The sequence below is a fragment of the Leisingera aquimarina DSM 24565 genome, from assembly GCF_000473165.1.
Lineage (GTDB): Bacteria > Pseudomonadota > Alphaproteobacteria > Rhodobacterales > Rhodobacteraceae > Leisingera > Leisingera aquimarina.
The window spans coordinates 56,312-72,992 of record NZ_AXBE01000011.1 but is presented as its reverse complement, the minus strand read 5'-3'; the positions used below and the strand labels follow the sequence as shown (position 1 = coordinate 72,992).

Genomic DNA, 16,681 nt, shown 5'->3' with positions numbered 1-16,681 from the left:
GCGGGATCTGTGACGTTCACTGTTCGTGCCGGTCCGTTTTTCGGGCGCCGGAGCCGCATCGTGGTCAAGCCAAGCAGGCTTGGTCACTCCAAACGGTGATCAGATGAGATGGAAACATGAAGCCACTTCCCCACTCGGCGCTATCGCGCCGGTCTTTCCTTGCCGCGAGTGCTGCTGCCGGAGCCGCGCTGCCCTTCCGGGGCGCCCTAGCTGATAATCCCAACACTTATGTGTTGCGCGCCGCCCTGGACCGCGCACGCCTTGTTCCAGAGCCTTGGGGTAAGACCGATACCTGGTGCTATGGCGGCACTGTTCCCGGCCCGGAAATCCGTGTCCGGCAAGGAGAGCGCCTGCGCATCGAGGTTGAGAACGCGCTTAATGAAGAAACCACCGTTCATTGGCACGGGGTGCGTGTACCCAACGCCATGGACGGCGTTCCGCATCTGACGCAAAAGCCGATCGCCGCGGGCGGGCGGTTTACTTATGAATTCGATGCGGTGGATGCGGGAACCTTCTGGTACCACCCGCATCAGCGCAGTTTCGAGCAGGTGGGCCGGGGGCTTTATGGCGCGCTGATCGTTGAGGAGGCGGAACCGCCGAGGGCCGACCGCGACCTGGTCTGGGTTCTGGACGACTGGCGGCTGACCGAAGAGGCAGAGATCGCCGGCGGCTTCGACGGATTCCACGACAAAAGCCATGCCGGGAGGCTCGGTAATACGGTCACCATCAACGGCCGGGTTCCGGGCAAACTGGCGGTGCGCAGCGGTGAGCGCATCCGCCTGCGCCTGATCAACGCCGCCAATGCCCGGATTTTCGCGCTGGATTTCGGGGCGCTAACGCCGCAGGTGATCGCGCTCGACGGCCAGCCGGTCGCGCCGCATGCGCCGGGCGGCCGCGGCCGGATTGTGATCGGCCCGGCAATGCGGGTGGACCTGATCCTCGACATGACCGGCGCGCCGGGTGAGCGGGTAACGGTTTCAGACAGGTTCCACGCAGGGAACAATTTTCAACTGGTCGATCTGACCTATGCGGATGAACCGCTCCGCGACTCTCCACCGGATTGGCCGGTGCAGCTTCCTGCCAATCCGCTCCCCGAACCTGACCTGAACAGCGCCCGCCGCCACGACGTTACGTTCACCGGCGGGATGATGGGCGGGATGGTCGAGCGCCAGATGGGGCTTTCCGGCGAGGGCCGCATGATGGGCAACGACATGATGGGGATGATGCATGGCGAGGATATCTGGTTCGTCAACGGCATCGCAGCCAAGGGCCACATCCTCGACCCAATGCTGGTGCTGGAGCGGGACCGGAGCCACGTCATCGAGATGACCAACGCCACCGCGTTCCACCACCCGATCCACCTGCATGGCCATTCCTTTCGGGTGCTGAGCCGCAATGGACAGCCCACCCCCCACCGCGCATGGCAGGACACGGTTCTGATGGCCCCGCGCGAGCGGATCGAGATCGCCTTTGTCGCCGACAATCCCGGTGACTGGATGTTTCACTGCCATATCCTCGAACACCAGGCGGGCGGGATGATGGGGGTGATCCGTGTTGCATAAGGAGATGAGCATGGACCGATCTGGTGCCTTCAATAAACCGGCGAGCGCGACTGGCAACGGACACCCGAGGAAACCTCACCGGCGGATGTTTCTCACCATGACAGGCGGCACTTTCATAGCTGCGCTTCTTCCGGGGCGCAGTGCGCAGGCCACTGGATATGCGACTTCGGCGATCACCTTCAGCGGTCAAACGGTGATCGTCGCAGGGGATAGCGTCAGATCCGTTGATGTTTCAACGGGCACAACTGTTGATCTGACGACTCCCGAGCGGCCAGTGCATGCGCTTGCTATTCACCCCGATCGCCCGGACCGGCTCTTCGCTGCACCGGAGGATGGAGGCATTGCACAGTCAAATGACGGTGGGCGCTTATGGCACTCTGCAGGCAATGGGCTGCCGGACGCGCAGGTCACTGCACTCGCCGTCGCTGCGGCAGCGCCCGACACGGTCTACGCTACTGTTTCGGGCGATGGACTGTGGCGCAGCGAGGACGCGGGTGGGACCTGGAGCTTCGTCATGGACCGCCCCTGGATCGAGGAGGCCGAACGGGACGTGCTGGCGCTGGCCTCCGTCAATCTTGCCTCTGGCATGGGCGGGATCTGGCTCTATGCGGGGACCGAAACGGGCCTAACCCGCGTGCCGGACTGTTTCTGCCGCTGGCAGGATGTCGTGGCGGGCGATGCAATGGATGCACTTGTCGCCGGGGCCGCACCGCCACCGGAGGCCCCGCTGCCCGAAGATGAACCGGTTCTTGCGCTCGTTTCGGCTCATGCCGCGCCGGAGCGGCTTTTCGCGGCGCTGCCGTCCGGCCTCTGGGCCTCCGCAGACGGCGGCGTGATGTGGGAACGCAAGTCGAGCGTGCAAGTGCGGGCTCTTGCCGTCGACCCCATGGACCCGGGCCATATCGCCGCCGCGACCGATACCGAACTGAAACTAAGCCGCGACGGGGGTGCCAATTGGGCGACCCTTGCGGCCCTTTGAGAACAGGAAAGCTGGCAATGAAAAAGATACTTGCATTGACCTTGGGTGTAGCTGGCGCCAGTGCTGCCACAGCCGCCTACCTCGTCGCTGATCATGACACCCCGTCACCCTTATTTGCTTCCGCAGCCGCACAGGGCGCAGAACCCGTCACTATCTGGCGCGCGCCCGGTTGCGGCTGTTGTGATGCCTACGCCGAATACCTTCGGAACAACGGTTTCGAGGTTAGTGTGATCGATGATCAGAATTTTGACGACCGCTCCGTCGAAGCTGGGGTGCCCGAGCGCGGGGTCGGCTGCCACCTTGCCATGATCGACGGCTATGTCGTCAGCGGGCTGGTGCCTTCCGAGATCATCGAGCGCCTTCTGGAAGAACGCCCGGATGTTACTGGTATCACCTTGCCGGGCATGCCCGCAAACGCTCCCGGCATGGCACCGGAGAAGACCGGCACGCTGCGTGTCTACTCTTTCGGGCCGGATGGCGTGGGGGTCTATTCCGATGAGTGATGCCGCCGTGCTCCTCACCAAAACGTTCGGCACGGCGGCGGCGATCTTTGTCATGACGCTTGTGCCACTGGCGGGGTTTGCCGCGCTCGTCGCGGGCATCGTGTTCCTTTGCAGATATTTCAGGAGGTCGAAATGAACGGACAGGTTGGCGGACCCGGCACGGGTTCCATAGGCGATTGCATGGGCCAATTGATGGGCGGACCGATGATGGGCATGATGCTGGGAAGCGGTTTGGTCGTGCTTCTACTGATCACGGTTCTGGTGCTCGCCGCGTTTGCGCTCATCAAGTACCTGCGGGCACCGTCATGAGGATGCGTCTGTTGACAATAGCGGGGCTGGCGATGTCAGGCTTGGCCGTCGCGGTTGGAGCGGAGACCCAGCAGGCCGAACCGGAACCGGTCACCTTTCTCGGACAGATCATCGCGCCGGAGCAGATCACGCGCGGCGAAGTGCTTTACGCCGAATCCTGCGCGTCCTGCCATGGCGCCGATCTTGAGGGGGCGCCGGACTGGCGCCGCCGCAATGCCAACGGCCGCATGCCTGCGCCGCCGCATGACAAAACCGGTCACACCTGGCACCATTCCGATCGCCAGCTCTTTACCATTACGAAACTCGGGGTGGGCTCTGTCGTGCCGGGCTACGAAAGCGACATGCCCGCTTATCAGAACATTCTGAGCGACGCCGAGATCATCGCGGTTCTCGCCTTCATCAAGAGCACCTGGCCCGAACGTCAGCGTGCTGCACAGGCCGGGATCAACGAGAGCGAAGGGGAGGGGTCATGAAGGCACAGACTGGCCATCGGGCGCGGCGCTTTTCCCCAATGATGCTGCTGCCGATAGTAATTTTCGCCGGGCTTGGCGCGTTTTTCTTTTGGGGACTCTTCAACAACGACGACCGGCTGCCCTCGGCCCTTATCGGGCGGCCGGTGCCGGAATTCACGCTGCCGCCAATCGAAGGCCAGGAGGACGGGCTCTCTTCGGCCGACCTGACGGGGCACGTTTCCCTTGTCAATGTCTGGGCCTCCTGGTGCGTGCCCTGCCGGGCCGAAAACCCGCTGATGGTGGAACTCGCCGGAACGGGCGAAGTGCCGATCTACGGCATCAACTACAAGGACGCCGCCGACGAGGCACAGGCGTTTCTGGACGAGCTGGGCAATCCATTCACTAGCATCGGCGCGGATCGCGACGGGCGCGTGGCGATCGACTGGGGCGTCTACGGCGTGCCTGAAACCTATGTGATCGATGCCGAAGGCCGGATCGCACACAAGCACGTCGGGCCGTTTAACCGGCAAATCCTGGATACAGAAATCCTGCCGCTGGTGCGCAGGTTGCAAGAGGAGGCCGCGCAATGAAACGGCGATTTTTTCTGACGGGAGCGATGGCGCTGGCATCCGGGCCCGCCTTTGCACGGCCTTTGATACAGCTCCATGACAATCCGCGTCCGATGCTATCTCCGCCTTTCGTGGATGGCGAAGGTAGTGACCTCACGCTCGATGATTTCCACGGCAAGGTTGTGCTGCTGAATATCTGGGCAACTTGGTGCGTGCCCTGCCGCGAGGAAATGCCAACGCTTGACGCGCTCCAGGCGCGACTTGGAAGCGACGATTTCCAGGTTCTGCCGCTCTCAATCGACCGCGCTGGATTACCGGTGATCCGCCGGTTCTATGAAGAGATCGGGGTTCAACATCTCGGAATGTACCTGGCTGAAGATATCCGCGTCATGATGGCTTTTGCGGCCTATGGGCTGCCGACGACGATCCTGATCGACCGTCAGGGACGCGAACTCGGCCGATTGGTTGGTCCTGCTGAATGGGACAGCCCTGAGGCGATCGCGCAATTCCAATCCATTATCGCGAGAGGGAGTAACTGACCGATGCCTGACACACCTGACCTGACAAACCCGACCCGGTCTCCAGGCTTTCGGCTGCCGCTTGGCCGAAGGGGTCTGGTGATTGCCGCCATGGCTGTCATCGGCGCCGGCATGGCACTGAACTGGGGATGGCTCACTGCAATCGGGGCGGCCCCCCTGATCCTCAGCCTCGCTCCCTGCGCCGTGATGTGCGCCACCGGATACTGCGTCATGTGCAAAAGCAAGGGCTGTGATGCCAAGAAAACGCCGAAAAGCGCGCCCGTCGATACGAGTGACTGAATTTCAACCAAGGAAAGGAACTGAAGATGAAAACCGCAACCAAACTCGGTCTTTCGGCCGCGCTCGCTATGGCCCTGACCTCCTCGATCGCGTTGGCACAAAACGACGAGTCACAGGAACAAATGTTGCAAGGCAATGGCATGATGATGGGCGAGGGCAACATGTCCGGCATGATGGGCATGATGCAGCAGATGGCACCTATGATGGAGGCTTGTACCGAGATGATGCAGGCCATGACAGACCACATGGGGCAGCACGACCACTCGACGGACAAGGGCTGAATAAAATGACCGGGGGAAGGGAACGCCCCCGGTCTTTCAGCAGATGCGAAAGGAAATGGCATGACTGGAATTAGAGCGCGCATTCTCGGCGCCATCACGGCTTTGCTGACCGGCGTGGGTCCGGCCGCCGCGCAGCAATCGACACCGTTCAGCGACGTGCAGCAGGATGCGATCCACGCTCTGATCCTGAACACAATCAGAGAAAACCCCGAGGTCATCATCGACTCGATTATGGCTTACCAGGAGCAGGTTGCGGCCGAGACTGAGAACAGGCGGCGCGCGGCGATTGCGGATCTTCGAAATGATCTGCAGTCCGATCAGAACGCCGGAAGCCTCGGCAACCCCGATGGCGGCACCGTCATTGTCGAGTTCTTTGACTACAACTGCCCGTATTGCCGGCGGGCTGCACCGGAGGTGAATGCCCTTATTGACGAGGACCCCGATTTGCGGGTTGTCATGCGAAAGTTTCCGATCCTTGGGCCGGATTCCGAGACCGCTGCCCGTGCGTCTCTCGCGGCGCGGGCTCAGGGAAAATACGCTGAGTTTCATGATGCGCTGATGGCACAACCTCGGGCCAACACAGCCACGATCCGCCGTACCGCCAATGAGGTAGGATTAGATTTCGAACGGCTTCAAGCCGATATGCACGCGCCCGAAGTCGATGAACATATCGCCCGGTCGCGCGAACTTGCGCAGCAGCTCGGAATTTCCGGCACGCCGACCTTCATTATCGGCGGCAACCTTGTGCCCGGCTTCGCGGAACAAGACCAGCTCGCAGCCATGATCGCCGAAGCGCGGGACCTTTCTGGAGAACCTTAAGATGCAGAGAACGAGCCTTTACAAGGTCCGGGTAGCCATCTGGAGCTTTGCTGCCGTGGCGGTGTTCACCTTCGCAGGAGCTTTTTCCTGGCGAATGCTGCATCCGCCTGAACTGCCCTCACCTGTGGTCACTGGCGAGGCCGCGATCCGCAACGCCTATTCCCTGACCGACCACACCGGGCAGGCCGTGACGGCGGAAACCTATGCCGGGCGCTGGCAGCTCGTCTTCTTCGGCTTCACCTACTGCCCGGACATCTGCCCGACGACGCTGGCTTATCTGGCAAATGCCATGGACAGTCTCGGTCCGCAGGCCGAGCGCGTTGTGCCGATTTTCATCACTGTAGATCCGGCGCGGGACACGGCCGAGGTGATGGGCAACTATGTCTCCGCCTTCCATCCGCGAATGGTCGGCTTGACCGGCACCGAAGCACAGGTGGCCGAGGCGGCCGGCAATTTTCGCGTCTGGTATGAGCGATCAGAAAACGAGACCGCCCCTGACGGGTATCTCATGGCCCATCCCGGCCACATCTACCTGATGCGCCCCGATGGACGTTTCGAGGATGTGTTCATTGAGAGCGACCAGTCGGCCGGAGACCTGGCGAAGCACATCTCCAGCCTGATTGAAAACGAGGAACGATCCGGATGAAACATTTCTTAGGTGCGGCGTTCATTGCCACTCTGCCAACTTTGTCCATAGCTGAGGTGAAGGTCTCCGCCCCCTGGGCGCGCGCAACCATTATCGCCGGGCGGCCGGGAGCCGGATACCTGAGCCTGACAAGCGAAACGGGCGATCGCCTGCTGTCTGTGTCGAGCCCGGTTGCAGGCGAGGTCATGCTCCACGCGGTCGAGTCCGGCGAAAACGGTGTCTCTCGCATGGTGCATCTCGACGCACTGGACCTGCCGGAGGGCGAAACCGTGACGCTTGCGCCCGGTGACATGCACCTGATGCTGATGCAGCTCACACAGAAGCTTGAAGAGGGCACGAACTTTCCGCTGACCCTGACTTTCGAAACCGCGGGCGAGATCACGGTTGAGGTGCCGGTTCTGGGCATCGCCGCCACCGGGCCGGAGGGCACGGAATGAAACGCATGGTTGTTGCCCTTGCGCTGCTGCTCGTGCCTGCCGTGGAGACCGCCGCCCATCACCCCGGAGCGAGGATCGATGAGGTGATGGCCAAGCGGGAACCTGCATTCGAACCGACCGACCTGCGCCGGGCGCCACAACTGGCACTGACAGATGCCAGCGGCGCGGTCGTCCAGATACACGATATGAAAGATAAGATCGTGGTACTCAGCTTCATTCCGAGCGCCTGCGGCACCCCCTGTGCGGCGCAGCAGGCCCTCCTGAGGGAAGTTCAGGAAGCGGTGAATGTCACGCCAATGCGCGAGATGGTTGTCTTTCTGACTGCCGGCGCGGCAACTGAATCAGGCTGGGACGGCCCGAACTGGAGCCATGTCGCCGCGGAAAACGGCACGGCGGCCGCAGCCGCGTCATATGCGGCGCTTTCAGAGCGTGAAAGCGAGGCACCCATGGTCCACGTCATCGCACGGGGCGGGCGTCATGCGGGCATTTTCCATGGAGTGGAGTTCGGCCGGGTCAACCTCGTTCTCTATATCAACGAGTTGACCCGCGCGCCCTTGCCAAAGCCGGGACTGCTGGACCGGATCCTTGGAATTTTCAATTGAAATTGGAGATAGCGCATGGCTGATCTTTCACTACTGGGGATAACCGCGGCCCTGCTGGCCGGGGCGATCTCCTTCGTATCGCCCTGTGTGCTGCCATTGGTGCCGGGCTATGTCTCCTATATTGCAGGACGGACCACCGCTGGCGGTGTCGAGGTCGGACGGGCCCAGACCCTTTGGCTCAGCCTCTGCTTCGTGCTCGGGTTCTCAACCATTTTCATGGCGCTCGGGGCCTCGGCAACGGCCTTGGGTCAAGCGCTGTTACGGTGGCGGTATGAACTCAATCTCGTTGGCGGCGGCATCGTGATCCTGTTCGGGTTGTTTATGATCGGCGCGGCGCGGATCGGCGCCATGGAACGCGATTTTCGGTTCCATCTCGACATCCCAGGCGGCAGGCCGACCGCGTCCTATGTGCTGGGTCTAGCATTCGGCTTCGGCTGGACCCCCTGCATCGGACCTATTCTCGGCGCAATCCTCACCGCCAGCGCGGCGAGCGCAACGGTCGGTCAAGGTGTCACCCTGCTGGCGGTTTACTCGGCCGGCCTCGGCGTGCCGTTCCTGATTGTTGCCGGGTTCACCGATCGGCTTGTTGGCCGTTTGCGCGGTGCCAGACGGGTCGGCCGTCGCCTGCATCAGGCCGCGGGCGCGGTCATGGTCATGATGGGACTGGCGATGATGACCGGGCAGCTCACCGCGCTGTCCTACTGGCTGCTCGGTGTCTTTCCGGTACTCGGGCGGATCGGGTAACAGCCAGATGACCGTCAAAAGCGAGCAGCCGAGCCGGGGATCAAACCTGTCTGTTGTACTGCCACAAGCACAAGACCGGGATCACAGGTGCATTCGATTTGCACGAGGCGGCAGTCGGCTTGCCAGTCAATCCTGGAGGCTGGATCTAGCGCACGAATATTCCGGGCGAGTTGGCCGTAGTCCGCCTCGCCCGTGTAGAAAGAGACATCAATGATCAGCTTCTGGTTCATCGCCAGAAAGAATGCAATGTTCCGGCGCTGGAGGGTCAAGACCTATTTGGCACAGCACGAGAGCCGCGCCACATCCATTTCGAAGATCTGCGTGTCAATCGGCATGATACCGGGACGCGGCATAAGCATTCAAAAATGGCTCTGAATCAATTTTTGTACATCTTCGACGTCTCTCAGATCAGAGCACTTGAACAAGCCGTGTCCTGAGCAGGCCGATGTTCGCCCTGCCATCGAAGCCATCGCGTGGCGCGATGGGCCAAAGTCCACCATTCAATTTCGCTGTCATAGACCGCCCCGTGTTGAATTGAACAAATTTTCCCTACCCACGGTGTTCTTGCAAGTTTGGGACAGTAAGCGAAAATTTTCCGGTCCAGAAATCTATGCGCGACCTCAGAAACCCCTTGACCCTTTAGTAGCTGTAGCTCTTATCGGAGTGGGGTCATTCGACGTAAGCAAACGGCACAGGAGGAATTCTCAGATATGATTACGAGACGCCATTTTGTCGCAAGTTCGTCAGCACTGTTCTCTACCGCAATTGCAGGAACGGTGGATGCAGGATCTTGGCCGACCGCTACTCAGAAAGCAAATTGGGACGCTCAAATCACACCGCCAAACTATGATCCGGCAACGTCTAATCCATGGGGGCTGCATCAACGTTTTCTTCCGACCCGGGTCGTTGCAAACGACGGGTTGGTGCCGGGGGACATCCATGTCGATGCCATTGCGCGATATCTTTACCACATTGAAGAAGGCGGAACCGCCATGCGCTATGGTGTGGCCATAGCCCGTGGCAATTTGTACGAACCTGGCACTTACACCATCCGGCGAAAAGTTGAGTGGCCGCATTGGACGCCTACTCAATCCATGATCGAACGCGACCCGGAGGCCTATTCCCAGTATGCAGATGGGCAGGAACCAGGCCCGAAGAACGCGTTAGGTTCCCGCGCTCTCTATTTGTATGTCGGAAACCGCGATACCTACCTGCGTATTCATGGAACGCCATGGCCGCGTTCGATCGGTGGCAGGGCAAGTTCAGGATGCGTCCGAATGGTGATGGCGCATATCAACGATCTCTACCCAAACGTGGAACCTGGTTCGACGGCCTTTCTATACGAGGCCGAAGACGGCATCACAGCGCAGAGTTGAGGCGGAGGTCTCATGATCTGTACTATGCCGCCGGTTTCGAACAGATCGGGTTTCCCGCCGTTGTTCTAAGCGGCAGCAACGTGGTTTCAACTGGCCCGCTATGCTCATACCAGTAGCAGCCGTCTTCAGGCAGAAGCCGTGCAGACGCAAGATTTTGTCCCGGAGCCGCGAGATCAACGACGGCGTCAGGCACGTTTCCGACCCGCGTTGCGGCGTTGCCGGAGACACTGGTAGAGGAAGAGCATCCTGCCAGAATTAGCATTGTGGCCACGATTGCCGCATTTCGTTTCTGCATCTGAACCTCTGCCGTTTGCTTTTTTGTTTCCCGTCGGCAATCTGGCATACGGTATGTTTCGCCACAAGCCAGAGGTCGGACCCTCGCATTTACGGCGCATTTGAGCGTGTAGCGAAAAAACGGGTTTGACCACTTGAAGCTCTAGGTGCTGTAGGAATTAGGTTCGAAGGATCTCGTCGAATCTGAAGGTCCGCCTATGCCGCTCGAAACCCGCCGTAACGATGACAATAGCACCTGCACGCAGGATCATGAATCTGCCTGCTGCGGCGGTGCTTCAACCTGTGGGGACATTGGTCCGGCAGGCCCGCCCCCTGCCAACGGGCGCAGTTTCCAGATCTCCGGACTCGACTGCGCCGAAGAGGTGGCAATTCTGAACCGGGTGGTGGGTCCGAATGTGGGCGGTACCGTACATCTTGCGTTTGATGTGATCAACGGACGCATGACGATCCTTGATACCGCAAGAGCATTATCCAACTCAGAGGTCGCCAGGTTGGTCGCCAGTACCGGGATGAGCGCAAAGCCCTGGGACGCCGAAAACGCAGCGGAGGACCAGGCGGCGCATCTGGCACGTCAATGGCGCTTCACCGCGTTGAGTGGCAGTTTCTGGGCAGCAGGTTTCCTCTACCACATCGTCGAGACCGGTATGAGCGGGGCTATAGGGCTGTTCGCTGGCCATGGGGAGGCACCGATGCCGATGGCCGAAGCCGGGCTCTTCGCTGTTGCGATCCTCTTTGGCGTCTGGCTCGTCGCTCCCAAGGCGTGGTCCTCAGCGCGGCGGTTCTCGCCTGACATGAACCTCCTGATGGTCGTCGCCGTGGCCGGCGCCATCGGCCTCGGCGAATTCTTCGAGGCCGCGACGGTCGCCTTCTTCTTCTCGCTTTCGCTCTATCTCGAGAGCTGGAGCGTCGGCCGTGCGAGGAACGCAGTTTCGGCGCTGCTGGACCTCGCGCCCCCCACGGCAAGGGTGCTTTACGACGATGGATCGGAAGCGGACATACCGGCTTCCGCCGTGGCGCTTAATGCAAAATTCATTGTGCGCGGCGGCGACCGCATTCCGCTTGACGGTGAAGTCGTAGGGGGAGCAGGTGCCGTTGATCAGGCCCCCATCACCGGTGAAAGCGCCCTGGTGCCGAAGGAGCCGGGCGACGAAGTCTATGCCGGCACCATCAATGGCGAGGGAACGCTCACTGTGCGCGCAACGAAGGCGGCATCGGACACAGTGCTTTCGAAAATCATACGCATGGTTGGCGACGCGCATGCACGCCGCGCTCCTGTGGAACAGTGGGTGGCGAAGTTCGCGCGGATTTACACGCCGGTGGTCATGGCACTGGCCATCTCCCTCGCGGTTCTTCCGCCACTTGTTGGCGGCGCCTGGGGTTTCTGGTTCTATAATGCTCTGGTGCTCCTGGTCATCGCCTGCCCCTGTGCGCTGGTGATTTCAACGCCTGTCTCGATCGTAGCGGCGCTGGCCTCTTCGGCGCGGGCGGGCGTGCTGATCAAGGGCGGCGCCTATGTCGAGGCACCTGGCCGCACGACGGCGCTGGCCTTGGACAAGACCGGAACGATCACCGAGGGCCGCCCTGAGGTTGCGGCAATCCATCCGCTTGGAATGGTGGAGGCGCGGGACCTGCTTGCGCTGGCGTCGTCGCTGGAGGCGCGCTCCTCGCATCCGCTAGCACGCGCTATCCTCGAGCGCGCCGGGCGGGATGCCGTTTCAGTAGCCGCTGCGGAGGATACCCGCACAGTGCCGGGGCGCGGGCTCGAAGGTCGCATGGGTGACCGGCCCGTCTGGCTTGGTTCTGACCGGTTCGCCGCGGAGAAAGGTTTTGGGGATGCCATTCCTGATGAGTTGCGGGACCGGATCGAAGGGGCGGGGGCGACGCTGGTCGCGTTGGGCGACGAGACGGGCGTGTTGGGCGTTCTTGAACTGCGCGACCGGATCAGGCCTGACGCCAAAGGCATCGTCTCTCGATTGCACGCACAGGGTGTCAACACCATCGTCATGCTGACTGGCGACAACGAGCGCACGGCGCGCGCGGTAGCAGCCGAAGTCGGCATCGACGAGGTTCGCGCTGAACTGCTGCCAGAAGACAAGGTAACCGCCATCGAGGAACTGGTGGACAGCCATTCGGTTGTTGCCATGATTGGGGACGGCGTAAACGATGCCCCCGCCATGGCGCGGGCGCATTACGGCATCGCCATGGGCGCCGTAGGCTCGGACGCGGCCATCGAGACGGCGGACATCGCGCTGATGACAGATGACATCGCCAAGGTGCCGTGGCTGATTGCCCATTCGCGCCGCACGATGAGCATCATCCGCCAGAATATCGGCCTTTCGTTAGCGACGAAAACCGCCTTTGTCGTGGCGACTGCATTCGGAATGGCCTCGATGTGGGGGGCCATTGCTGCGGACGTGGGTGTGTCGTTGCTGGTGGTGGCCAATGCGCTGCGGCTTCTGAACGCGGACGGCCGCCACAAGTCGCCGCCGGAAGGCGGCGAGCCAGCAGGTGAACAAATGGCGAAGGGCGCTTTGGCACATGGTCATTGATTTGGTGCCGGCCCTTCAACTAGGGTTGTGGTAACAAGCCGTCAATAATGGCACCGAGCAGCGATGATCAACAGAATCCCGAGACGCAGAATTCTACTGGGCGGCATTGCCGTCCTCCTATCCGGCTGTGCAAGCAAGTTCCGTAGTTATACCGGGCCCGAAGTTACCCGTTTGCGGCTCTACAAATCAGAACGTTTGCTTGTTCTGGATGGCGCTGAGGGTGTTTTGCGCACCTACCCGGTCGGGCTGGGGTTTGCACCGGAAGGTCATAAGCAATTTGAGGGGGATGGACGAACACCCGAAGGCGCCTACCTCATTGACCGGCGCAATCCTGACAGTCTGTTCCACCTCTCCATCGGCATCTCTTATCCAAACGAGGCGGACATCGCATTTGCAGCGGCGCAAGACAAGTCTCCGGGTGGTGACATCTTCATACATGGCGGGCCGCGACGGGGCATTGACCCAATGAACAAACGCGACTGGACCGCAGGCTGTATCTCTGTGTCCGACCGCCAGATCGAAGAGGTCTATGCAATGGTGCGGGACGGGACGCCCATCGAAATATATGCATAGACCGCGCTCGACGGCGGGCAGTCACGCAAATGGTGCTTGAATTGCGGCATTTAGGGCCGAGATTGCAAACACCATCACGATCACCTCGCAGGCATCGGTATACTCCGTCCGTAGAAACGAAACCGGTCTGTGATCATCAAGTGATTTGGTTGCAAGGTAGCCTGAACGGCCAGGCGCACAGAGGAATACAGCTCCGTTCTCAGCCCGCGTGCAATCGTGCTGATCAGTTGCCAGGGTAACTGGCGTAGACTTCGGTCGAGCCGTCATTGTTGATAAGGAACACATCGTAAGCCTCTCGCCAGCTGCCCTGATCCATACCAGGCGATCCGAGCGGCATGCCGGGTACGGCAAGACCCACTGCGTCGGGACGCTCGGCAAGGAGCCTGCGAATGTCGGCCGCGGGCACATGCCCCTCAATTACGTAACCCTCGGTGAGACCTGTGTGGCAAGAAACCATGCGCTGCGGCACACCGTTGTCGAGTTTGAACCGCACGAGCAGCCCTGCGAACATGTTTTTTCCGCTTGGAACAAACCCGCTTTCCCCCAGATGTTCCATCCAGGCGAGGCAGCAACCGCAGCCATTGGTCTTTTTAACCTCAATGGGCGTCGATTGGGCCAGCACCTGTGCGGCGGGGAGCAGGGCAAGAGCACATGCCAGGGCGGCGATCGGTCGTTTCATGGTCAAAGCCTTTCATTGGGGTTCGCGGCGATCACGCTGGCAAGCTGCTCCTCCAGCCTGGCGCGTGCCGCCCTCAGGCGTGTAAGCGCCGCTGTGTCCGGTGTCGCGCGTCCGGCGGCCTCGGCGAGCCGGTCATCGGAGAGCGGGTCAGTGGGCCGGCCGTCTACGCGCACCTCGTAATGCAGATTGGGGCCGGTCGCAGTGCCCGTCGCGCCGATCCGGCCGATGGTATCCCCGGCCGACACGCGTTGACCCTCAGCAAGGCCTTCGGGCACGGCGCTGAGATGAGCATAGCGGGTCAGTGTGTCCGCACCATGGGCAATCTCGACAACACGGCCATAGCCACCGCGCCATCCAATAAACGCAATACTTCCGGGCGCAGTGGCGCGGACAGGCGTTCCACGCGCTGCAGCAAAGTCCACACCAGTGTGCATGCGGACATTGCCAAAGACCGGGTGATTGCGGCGGCCGAAGACGGAAGTTAGCCGCGCGCCCTCTACTGGCTGGGAAAAGACACGCAGCACTTCGCCGTCGAGATAGATTGTAGCCTTGCCGGTTCCATCCTCTGGCCAGGCTATTTCATAGAGAGCGTCTCCAAGGTCCAATGCAGCGAACGAAATTTCGGGCTGGCGGACAGCCTTGTTCGCAACCCGCGCCTCGCGCCAGAGAAGGCGCAGCGTCTCGCCGCCGCTCAGTTCGCGCCGGAAATCCACTGTGCCGCCCAGCATTTGCGCCAGATCGACGGCGAACCGGGCTGGTATCCCGGCATCGTCCAATGCCCCGAAGATCGAGGTTTCGATCCTGGTCTCGCCAGCAAGGGTCACGATTTCGGGTTCAGGGGCCACAACCCGGGTGGCGAGCTGCTCTCCAAATAATACCTCGATCCGTATGCCCTCTTCGACAACAAGGGTCACATTGCGAGGGCTTCCATCTGTCGTGGATATGACAGTGATTGCGTGACCGGGGCGCAGTCGGCGGAGATCGTATTCTGCGCCAATCGCAAGGGCGATCTCTGCGCGGTCTGTGGCGGCAAGCCCGGCCTCGGCCAGAACCGCATCAAGCGTCTCACCCCGAGCCATTTTGCGTGACCATGTGATGAGTGGCGGTTCTATGGCAGTCAGCGGAGCATCGTTCCTTACCACGGCTGGAAGGAACGGCGGACGAAAGTCCGGCGCACTTCCAGGCCGCGTGCGGGCAAGCCTGTAAGAGGGGCCTTCCACAAACCGAGGCGGCGTGAGGGGCGCAGGTTCCCAAACGCCAGCTTCGGCAAGGGTCGGCAGTACAGGCTCTGTTGAGTAGGAGGTGGCGACCACTGCGACCGCCGCCGAAACCCCGCCCGCGGCCGCCAGCCCGGTGATCAGGCACTTCATCCTCATGTCGCTCCCCCGGGCTTCTCTTTCATTGCGCGCCGGATTTTCGGAACTGCGAATTCCCTCGGTTCGTGATAGTCGATAGTGCTGACGAAGCGCCCCTCGGCGTCGAACAGGAAGACGCTCGCCGTATGGTTCATCGTATACCCCCCATCCTCGCCCGCTACCTTTTCATAGGTCGCGCGGAAACCCTCGATTGCACGCTTGATCTGCGCTTCTGGACCGGTCCAGCCGCGGATCGCCGGATGGAAGTAGCCGACATACTCCGCCATAGCGTCGACAGTGTCGCGTTCGGGATCGACTGTAATGAAGATGATGTCCAGCCGCTCGGCGTCCTCGCCCACCATGTCCAGCCAGCTGGAGATGTCCGAGAGCGTCGTGGGGCAGACGTCAGGACAATAGGTGAAACCGAAGAATACCATCGACGGGCGCCCGACCAGCATTTCAGGGCCGACGAGCTGCCCTTGGTGGTCAGTCAGGCGGAAGTCCATCGCCGTAAGCGGTAAGGGCCGTTGGCCCATAGGCTCTGGTGCGCCGGGGCCGTCCACACGCCACCAGCCCAGAAAGAGTGTCAGGCCGATTGCACCAAATGCCGCCGCGCCATATCCGAAAGCTGAACGCCGCCGCATCAGTTTCCCGGGCCGCGCGCTGCGATGCCAAGAACCGGAACGTCGACCGCTACCCCGCCACCGTCCGAGAAAATAAGCGTAAGCGGAAAAGTCTCCCCTTCGTGCATCGGACGCTGAAGCTTCATCAGCATGGCATGCAGACCGCCGGGCTCCAGCGCGACGGTCTCACCTGGTGCAATGGACACGTGACCTGCCGGAGCCATTGAACTGACGCCTTGTTCGTTCATCGAACTCCGGTGAATTTCGGGCATCATGGCAATGTCAGTCTTGATCCCTGTCAGTGTGACTGCCTCATCGCCTTCGTTCACTATCTCCATGTAGGCAGCTCCGGGACGGCTGGTGCCGATAGATGCCCGCGACCAGGCATTCTCGATGCTCACTTGGCCGGAATCGGCCAGCGCGGCGGAGGCGGCGCCGAGTGGCAGCACAAGTGCTGCAAGGGCAGCATGAAGTACCGGTTTCATCTCGTTATTTTTCCTTTCTACTTTCC

At 61.2% G+C, this 16,681-nt stretch carries 23 protein-coding genes; 19 read left to right on the top strand and 4 right to left on the bottom strand.

Features of this window, described 5'->3' with window-relative positions; all coding sequences use genetic code 11:
* Window positions 1-116 precede the first annotated feature (116 nt).
* The 19 genes from AQUI_RS0100415 to AQUI_RS0100325 all read left to right on the top strand — a co-directional run bounded on the left by AQUI_RS0100415 (window position 117) and on the right by AQUI_RS0100325 (window position 13,513).
* On the top strand, window positions 117-1,562 hold the full coding sequence (locus AQUI_RS0100415) for a multicopper oxidase family protein (protein ID WP_027255784.1): 1,446 nt from the start codon (window positions 117-119) through the stop codon (window positions 1,560-1,562).
* Between the two features lie 97 nt (window positions 1,563-1,659).
* Complete coding sequence (locus AQUI_RS0100410) at window positions 1,660-2,541, top strand: beta propeller repeat protein (RefSeq protein ID WP_245596806.1); 882 nt, start codon at window positions 1,660-1,662, stop codon at window positions 2,539-2,541.
* A 17-nt stretch (window positions 2,542-2,558) separates the two neighbouring features.
* On the top strand, window positions 2,559-3,044 hold the full coding sequence (locus tag AQUI_RS0100405; protein ID WP_027255782.1) for a DUF411 domain-containing protein: 486 nt from the start codon (window positions 2,559-2,561) through the stop codon (window positions 3,042-3,044).
* Window positions 3,037-3,180 carry a hypothetical protein gene (locus AQUI_RS30470; protein WP_156916725.1) on the top strand — a complete coding sequence of 48 codons (144 nt, stop codon included), beginning with the start codon at window positions 3,037-3,039 and terminating at the stop codon, window positions 3,178-3,180. Before AQUI_RS0100405 ends, AQUI_RS30470 begins: the two co-directional genes overlap by 8 nt.
* Window positions 3,177-3,353, top strand: a complete 177-nt coding sequence (locus tag AQUI_RS30465) for a hypothetical protein (RefSeq protein WP_156916724.1) — start codon at window positions 3,177-3,179, stop codon at window positions 3,351-3,353. The genes AQUI_RS30470 and AQUI_RS30465 overlap by 4 nt, the downstream gene beginning before the upstream one ends.
* 2 nt (window positions 3,354-3,355) lie before the next feature.
* A complete protein-coding gene (locus AQUI_RS0100390; RefSeq protein WP_027255781.1) occupies window positions 3,356-3,826 on the top strand; it encodes a c-type cytochrome in 471 nt (156 codons plus the stop codon).
* 41 nt (window positions 3,827-3,867) lie between these two features.
* Window positions 3,868-4,395: a DsbE family thiol:disulfide interchange protein gene (locus tag AQUI_RS0100385; RefSeq protein WP_027255780.1), complete on the top strand. Its 528-nt coding sequence runs from the start codon at window positions 3,868-3,870 to the stop codon at window positions 4,393-4,395.
* Entirely contained in the window at window positions 4,392-4,913 is a 522-nt protein-coding gene (locus AQUI_RS0100380) for a TlpA family protein disulfide reductase (RefSeq protein WP_027255779.1), read from the top strand. Before AQUI_RS0100385 ends, AQUI_RS0100380 begins: the two co-directional genes overlap by 4 nt.
* Window positions 4,914-4,916: 3 nt before the next feature.
* Window positions 4,917-5,192 carry a hypothetical protein gene (locus AQUI_RS0100375; RefSeq protein ID WP_035919399.1) on the top strand — a complete coding sequence of 92 codons (276 nt, stop codon included), beginning with the start codon at window positions 4,917-4,919 and terminating at the stop codon, window positions 5,190-5,192.
* 26 nt (window positions 5,193-5,218) lie between these two features.
* A complete protein-coding gene (locus AQUI_RS0100370; protein ID WP_027255777.1) occupies window positions 5,219-5,473 on the top strand; it encodes a hypothetical protein in 255 nt (84 codons plus the stop codon).
* Between the two features lie 60 nt (window positions 5,474-5,533).
* Window positions 5,534-6,292 carry a DsbA family protein gene (locus tag AQUI_RS0100365; protein ID WP_027255776.1) on the top strand — a complete coding sequence of 253 codons (759 nt, stop codon included), beginning with the start codon at window positions 5,534-5,536 and terminating at the stop codon, window positions 6,290-6,292.
* 1 nt (window position 6,293) lies between these two features.
* Complete coding sequence (locus tag AQUI_RS0100360; RefSeq protein ID WP_027255775.1) at window positions 6,294-6,938, top strand: SCO family protein; 645 nt, start codon at window positions 6,294-6,296, stop codon at window positions 6,936-6,938.
* Window positions 6,935-7,375: a copper chaperone PCu(A)C gene (locus AQUI_RS0100355; RefSeq protein WP_027255774.1), complete on the top strand. Its 441-nt coding sequence runs from the start codon at window positions 6,935-6,937 to the stop codon at window positions 7,373-7,375. Before AQUI_RS0100360 ends, AQUI_RS0100355 begins: the two co-directional genes overlap by 4 nt.
* Window positions 7,372-7,977, top strand: coding sequence for a thioredoxin domain-containing protein (locus AQUI_RS0100350; RefSeq protein ID WP_051371707.1), 606 nt, complete (start codon window positions 7,372-7,374; stop codon window positions 7,975-7,977). Before AQUI_RS0100355 ends, AQUI_RS0100350 begins: the two co-directional genes overlap by 4 nt.
* Before the next feature lie 15 nt (window positions 7,978-7,992).
* Window positions 7,993-8,721 carry a cytochrome c biogenesis CcdA family protein gene (locus tag AQUI_RS0100345; protein ID WP_027255772.1) on the top strand — a complete coding sequence of 243 codons (729 nt, stop codon included), beginning with the start codon at window positions 7,993-7,995 and terminating at the stop codon, window positions 8,719-8,721.
* A 210-nt stretch (window positions 8,722-8,931) separates the two neighbouring features.
* Window positions 8,932-9,096, top strand: a complete 165-nt coding sequence (locus tag AQUI_RS31415) for a hypothetical protein (RefSeq protein WP_156916723.1) — start codon at window positions 8,932-8,934, stop codon at window positions 9,094-9,096.
* Between the two features lie 335 nt (window positions 9,097-9,431).
* The gene (locus AQUI_RS26565) at window positions 9,432-10,097 is read left to right on the top strand and encodes a L,D-transpeptidase (RefSeq protein WP_035919398.1); all 666 of its coding nucleotides are present in this window, start codon (window positions 9,432-9,434) and stop codon (window positions 10,095-10,097) included.
* A gap of 491 nt (window positions 10,098-10,588) precedes the next feature.
* Window positions 10,589-12,940 carry a heavy metal translocating P-type ATPase gene (locus AQUI_RS0100330; protein ID WP_084294151.1) on the top strand — a complete coding sequence of 784 codons (2,352 nt, stop codon included), beginning with the start codon at window positions 10,589-10,591 and terminating at the stop codon, window positions 12,938-12,940.
* Between the two features lie 63 nt (window positions 12,941-13,003).
* Window positions 13,004-13,513 carry a L,D-transpeptidase family protein gene (locus AQUI_RS0100325; protein ID WP_035919395.1) on the top strand — a complete coding sequence of 170 codons (510 nt, stop codon included), beginning with the start codon at window positions 13,004-13,006 and terminating at the stop codon, window positions 13,511-13,513.
* A gap of 223 nt (window positions 13,514-13,736) precedes the next feature.
* Here AQUI_RS0100325 and AQUI_RS0100320 read toward each other — a convergent pair whose 3' ends face one another.
* The 4 genes from AQUI_RS0100320 to AQUI_RS0100305 are packed head-to-tail and all read right to left on the bottom strand — an operon-like array spanning window position 13,737 to window position 16,655.
* Window positions 13,737-14,192, bottom strand: coding sequence for a DUF411 domain-containing protein (locus AQUI_RS0100320; protein WP_027255769.1), 456 nt, complete (start codon window positions 14,190-14,192; stop codon window positions 13,737-13,739).
* A gap of 2 nt (window positions 14,193-14,194) precedes the next feature.
* Complete coding sequence (locus AQUI_RS0100315) at window positions 14,195-15,568, bottom strand: M23 family metallopeptidase (RefSeq protein WP_027255768.1); 1,374 nt, start codon at window positions 15,566-15,568, stop codon at window positions 14,195-14,197.
* Window positions 15,565-16,191, bottom strand: coding sequence for an SCO family protein (locus AQUI_RS0100310; RefSeq protein WP_027255767.1), 627 nt, complete (start codon window positions 16,189-16,191; stop codon window positions 15,565-15,567). The genes AQUI_RS0100315 and AQUI_RS0100310 overlap by 4 nt, the downstream gene beginning before the upstream one ends.
* Window positions 16,191-16,655, bottom strand: a complete 465-nt coding sequence (locus AQUI_RS0100305; protein WP_027255766.1) for a copper chaperone PCu(A)C — start codon at window positions 16,653-16,655, stop codon at window positions 16,191-16,193. Before AQUI_RS0100305 ends, AQUI_RS0100310 begins: the two co-directional genes overlap by 1 nt.
* Window positions 16,656-16,681: the final 26 nt, after the last annotated feature.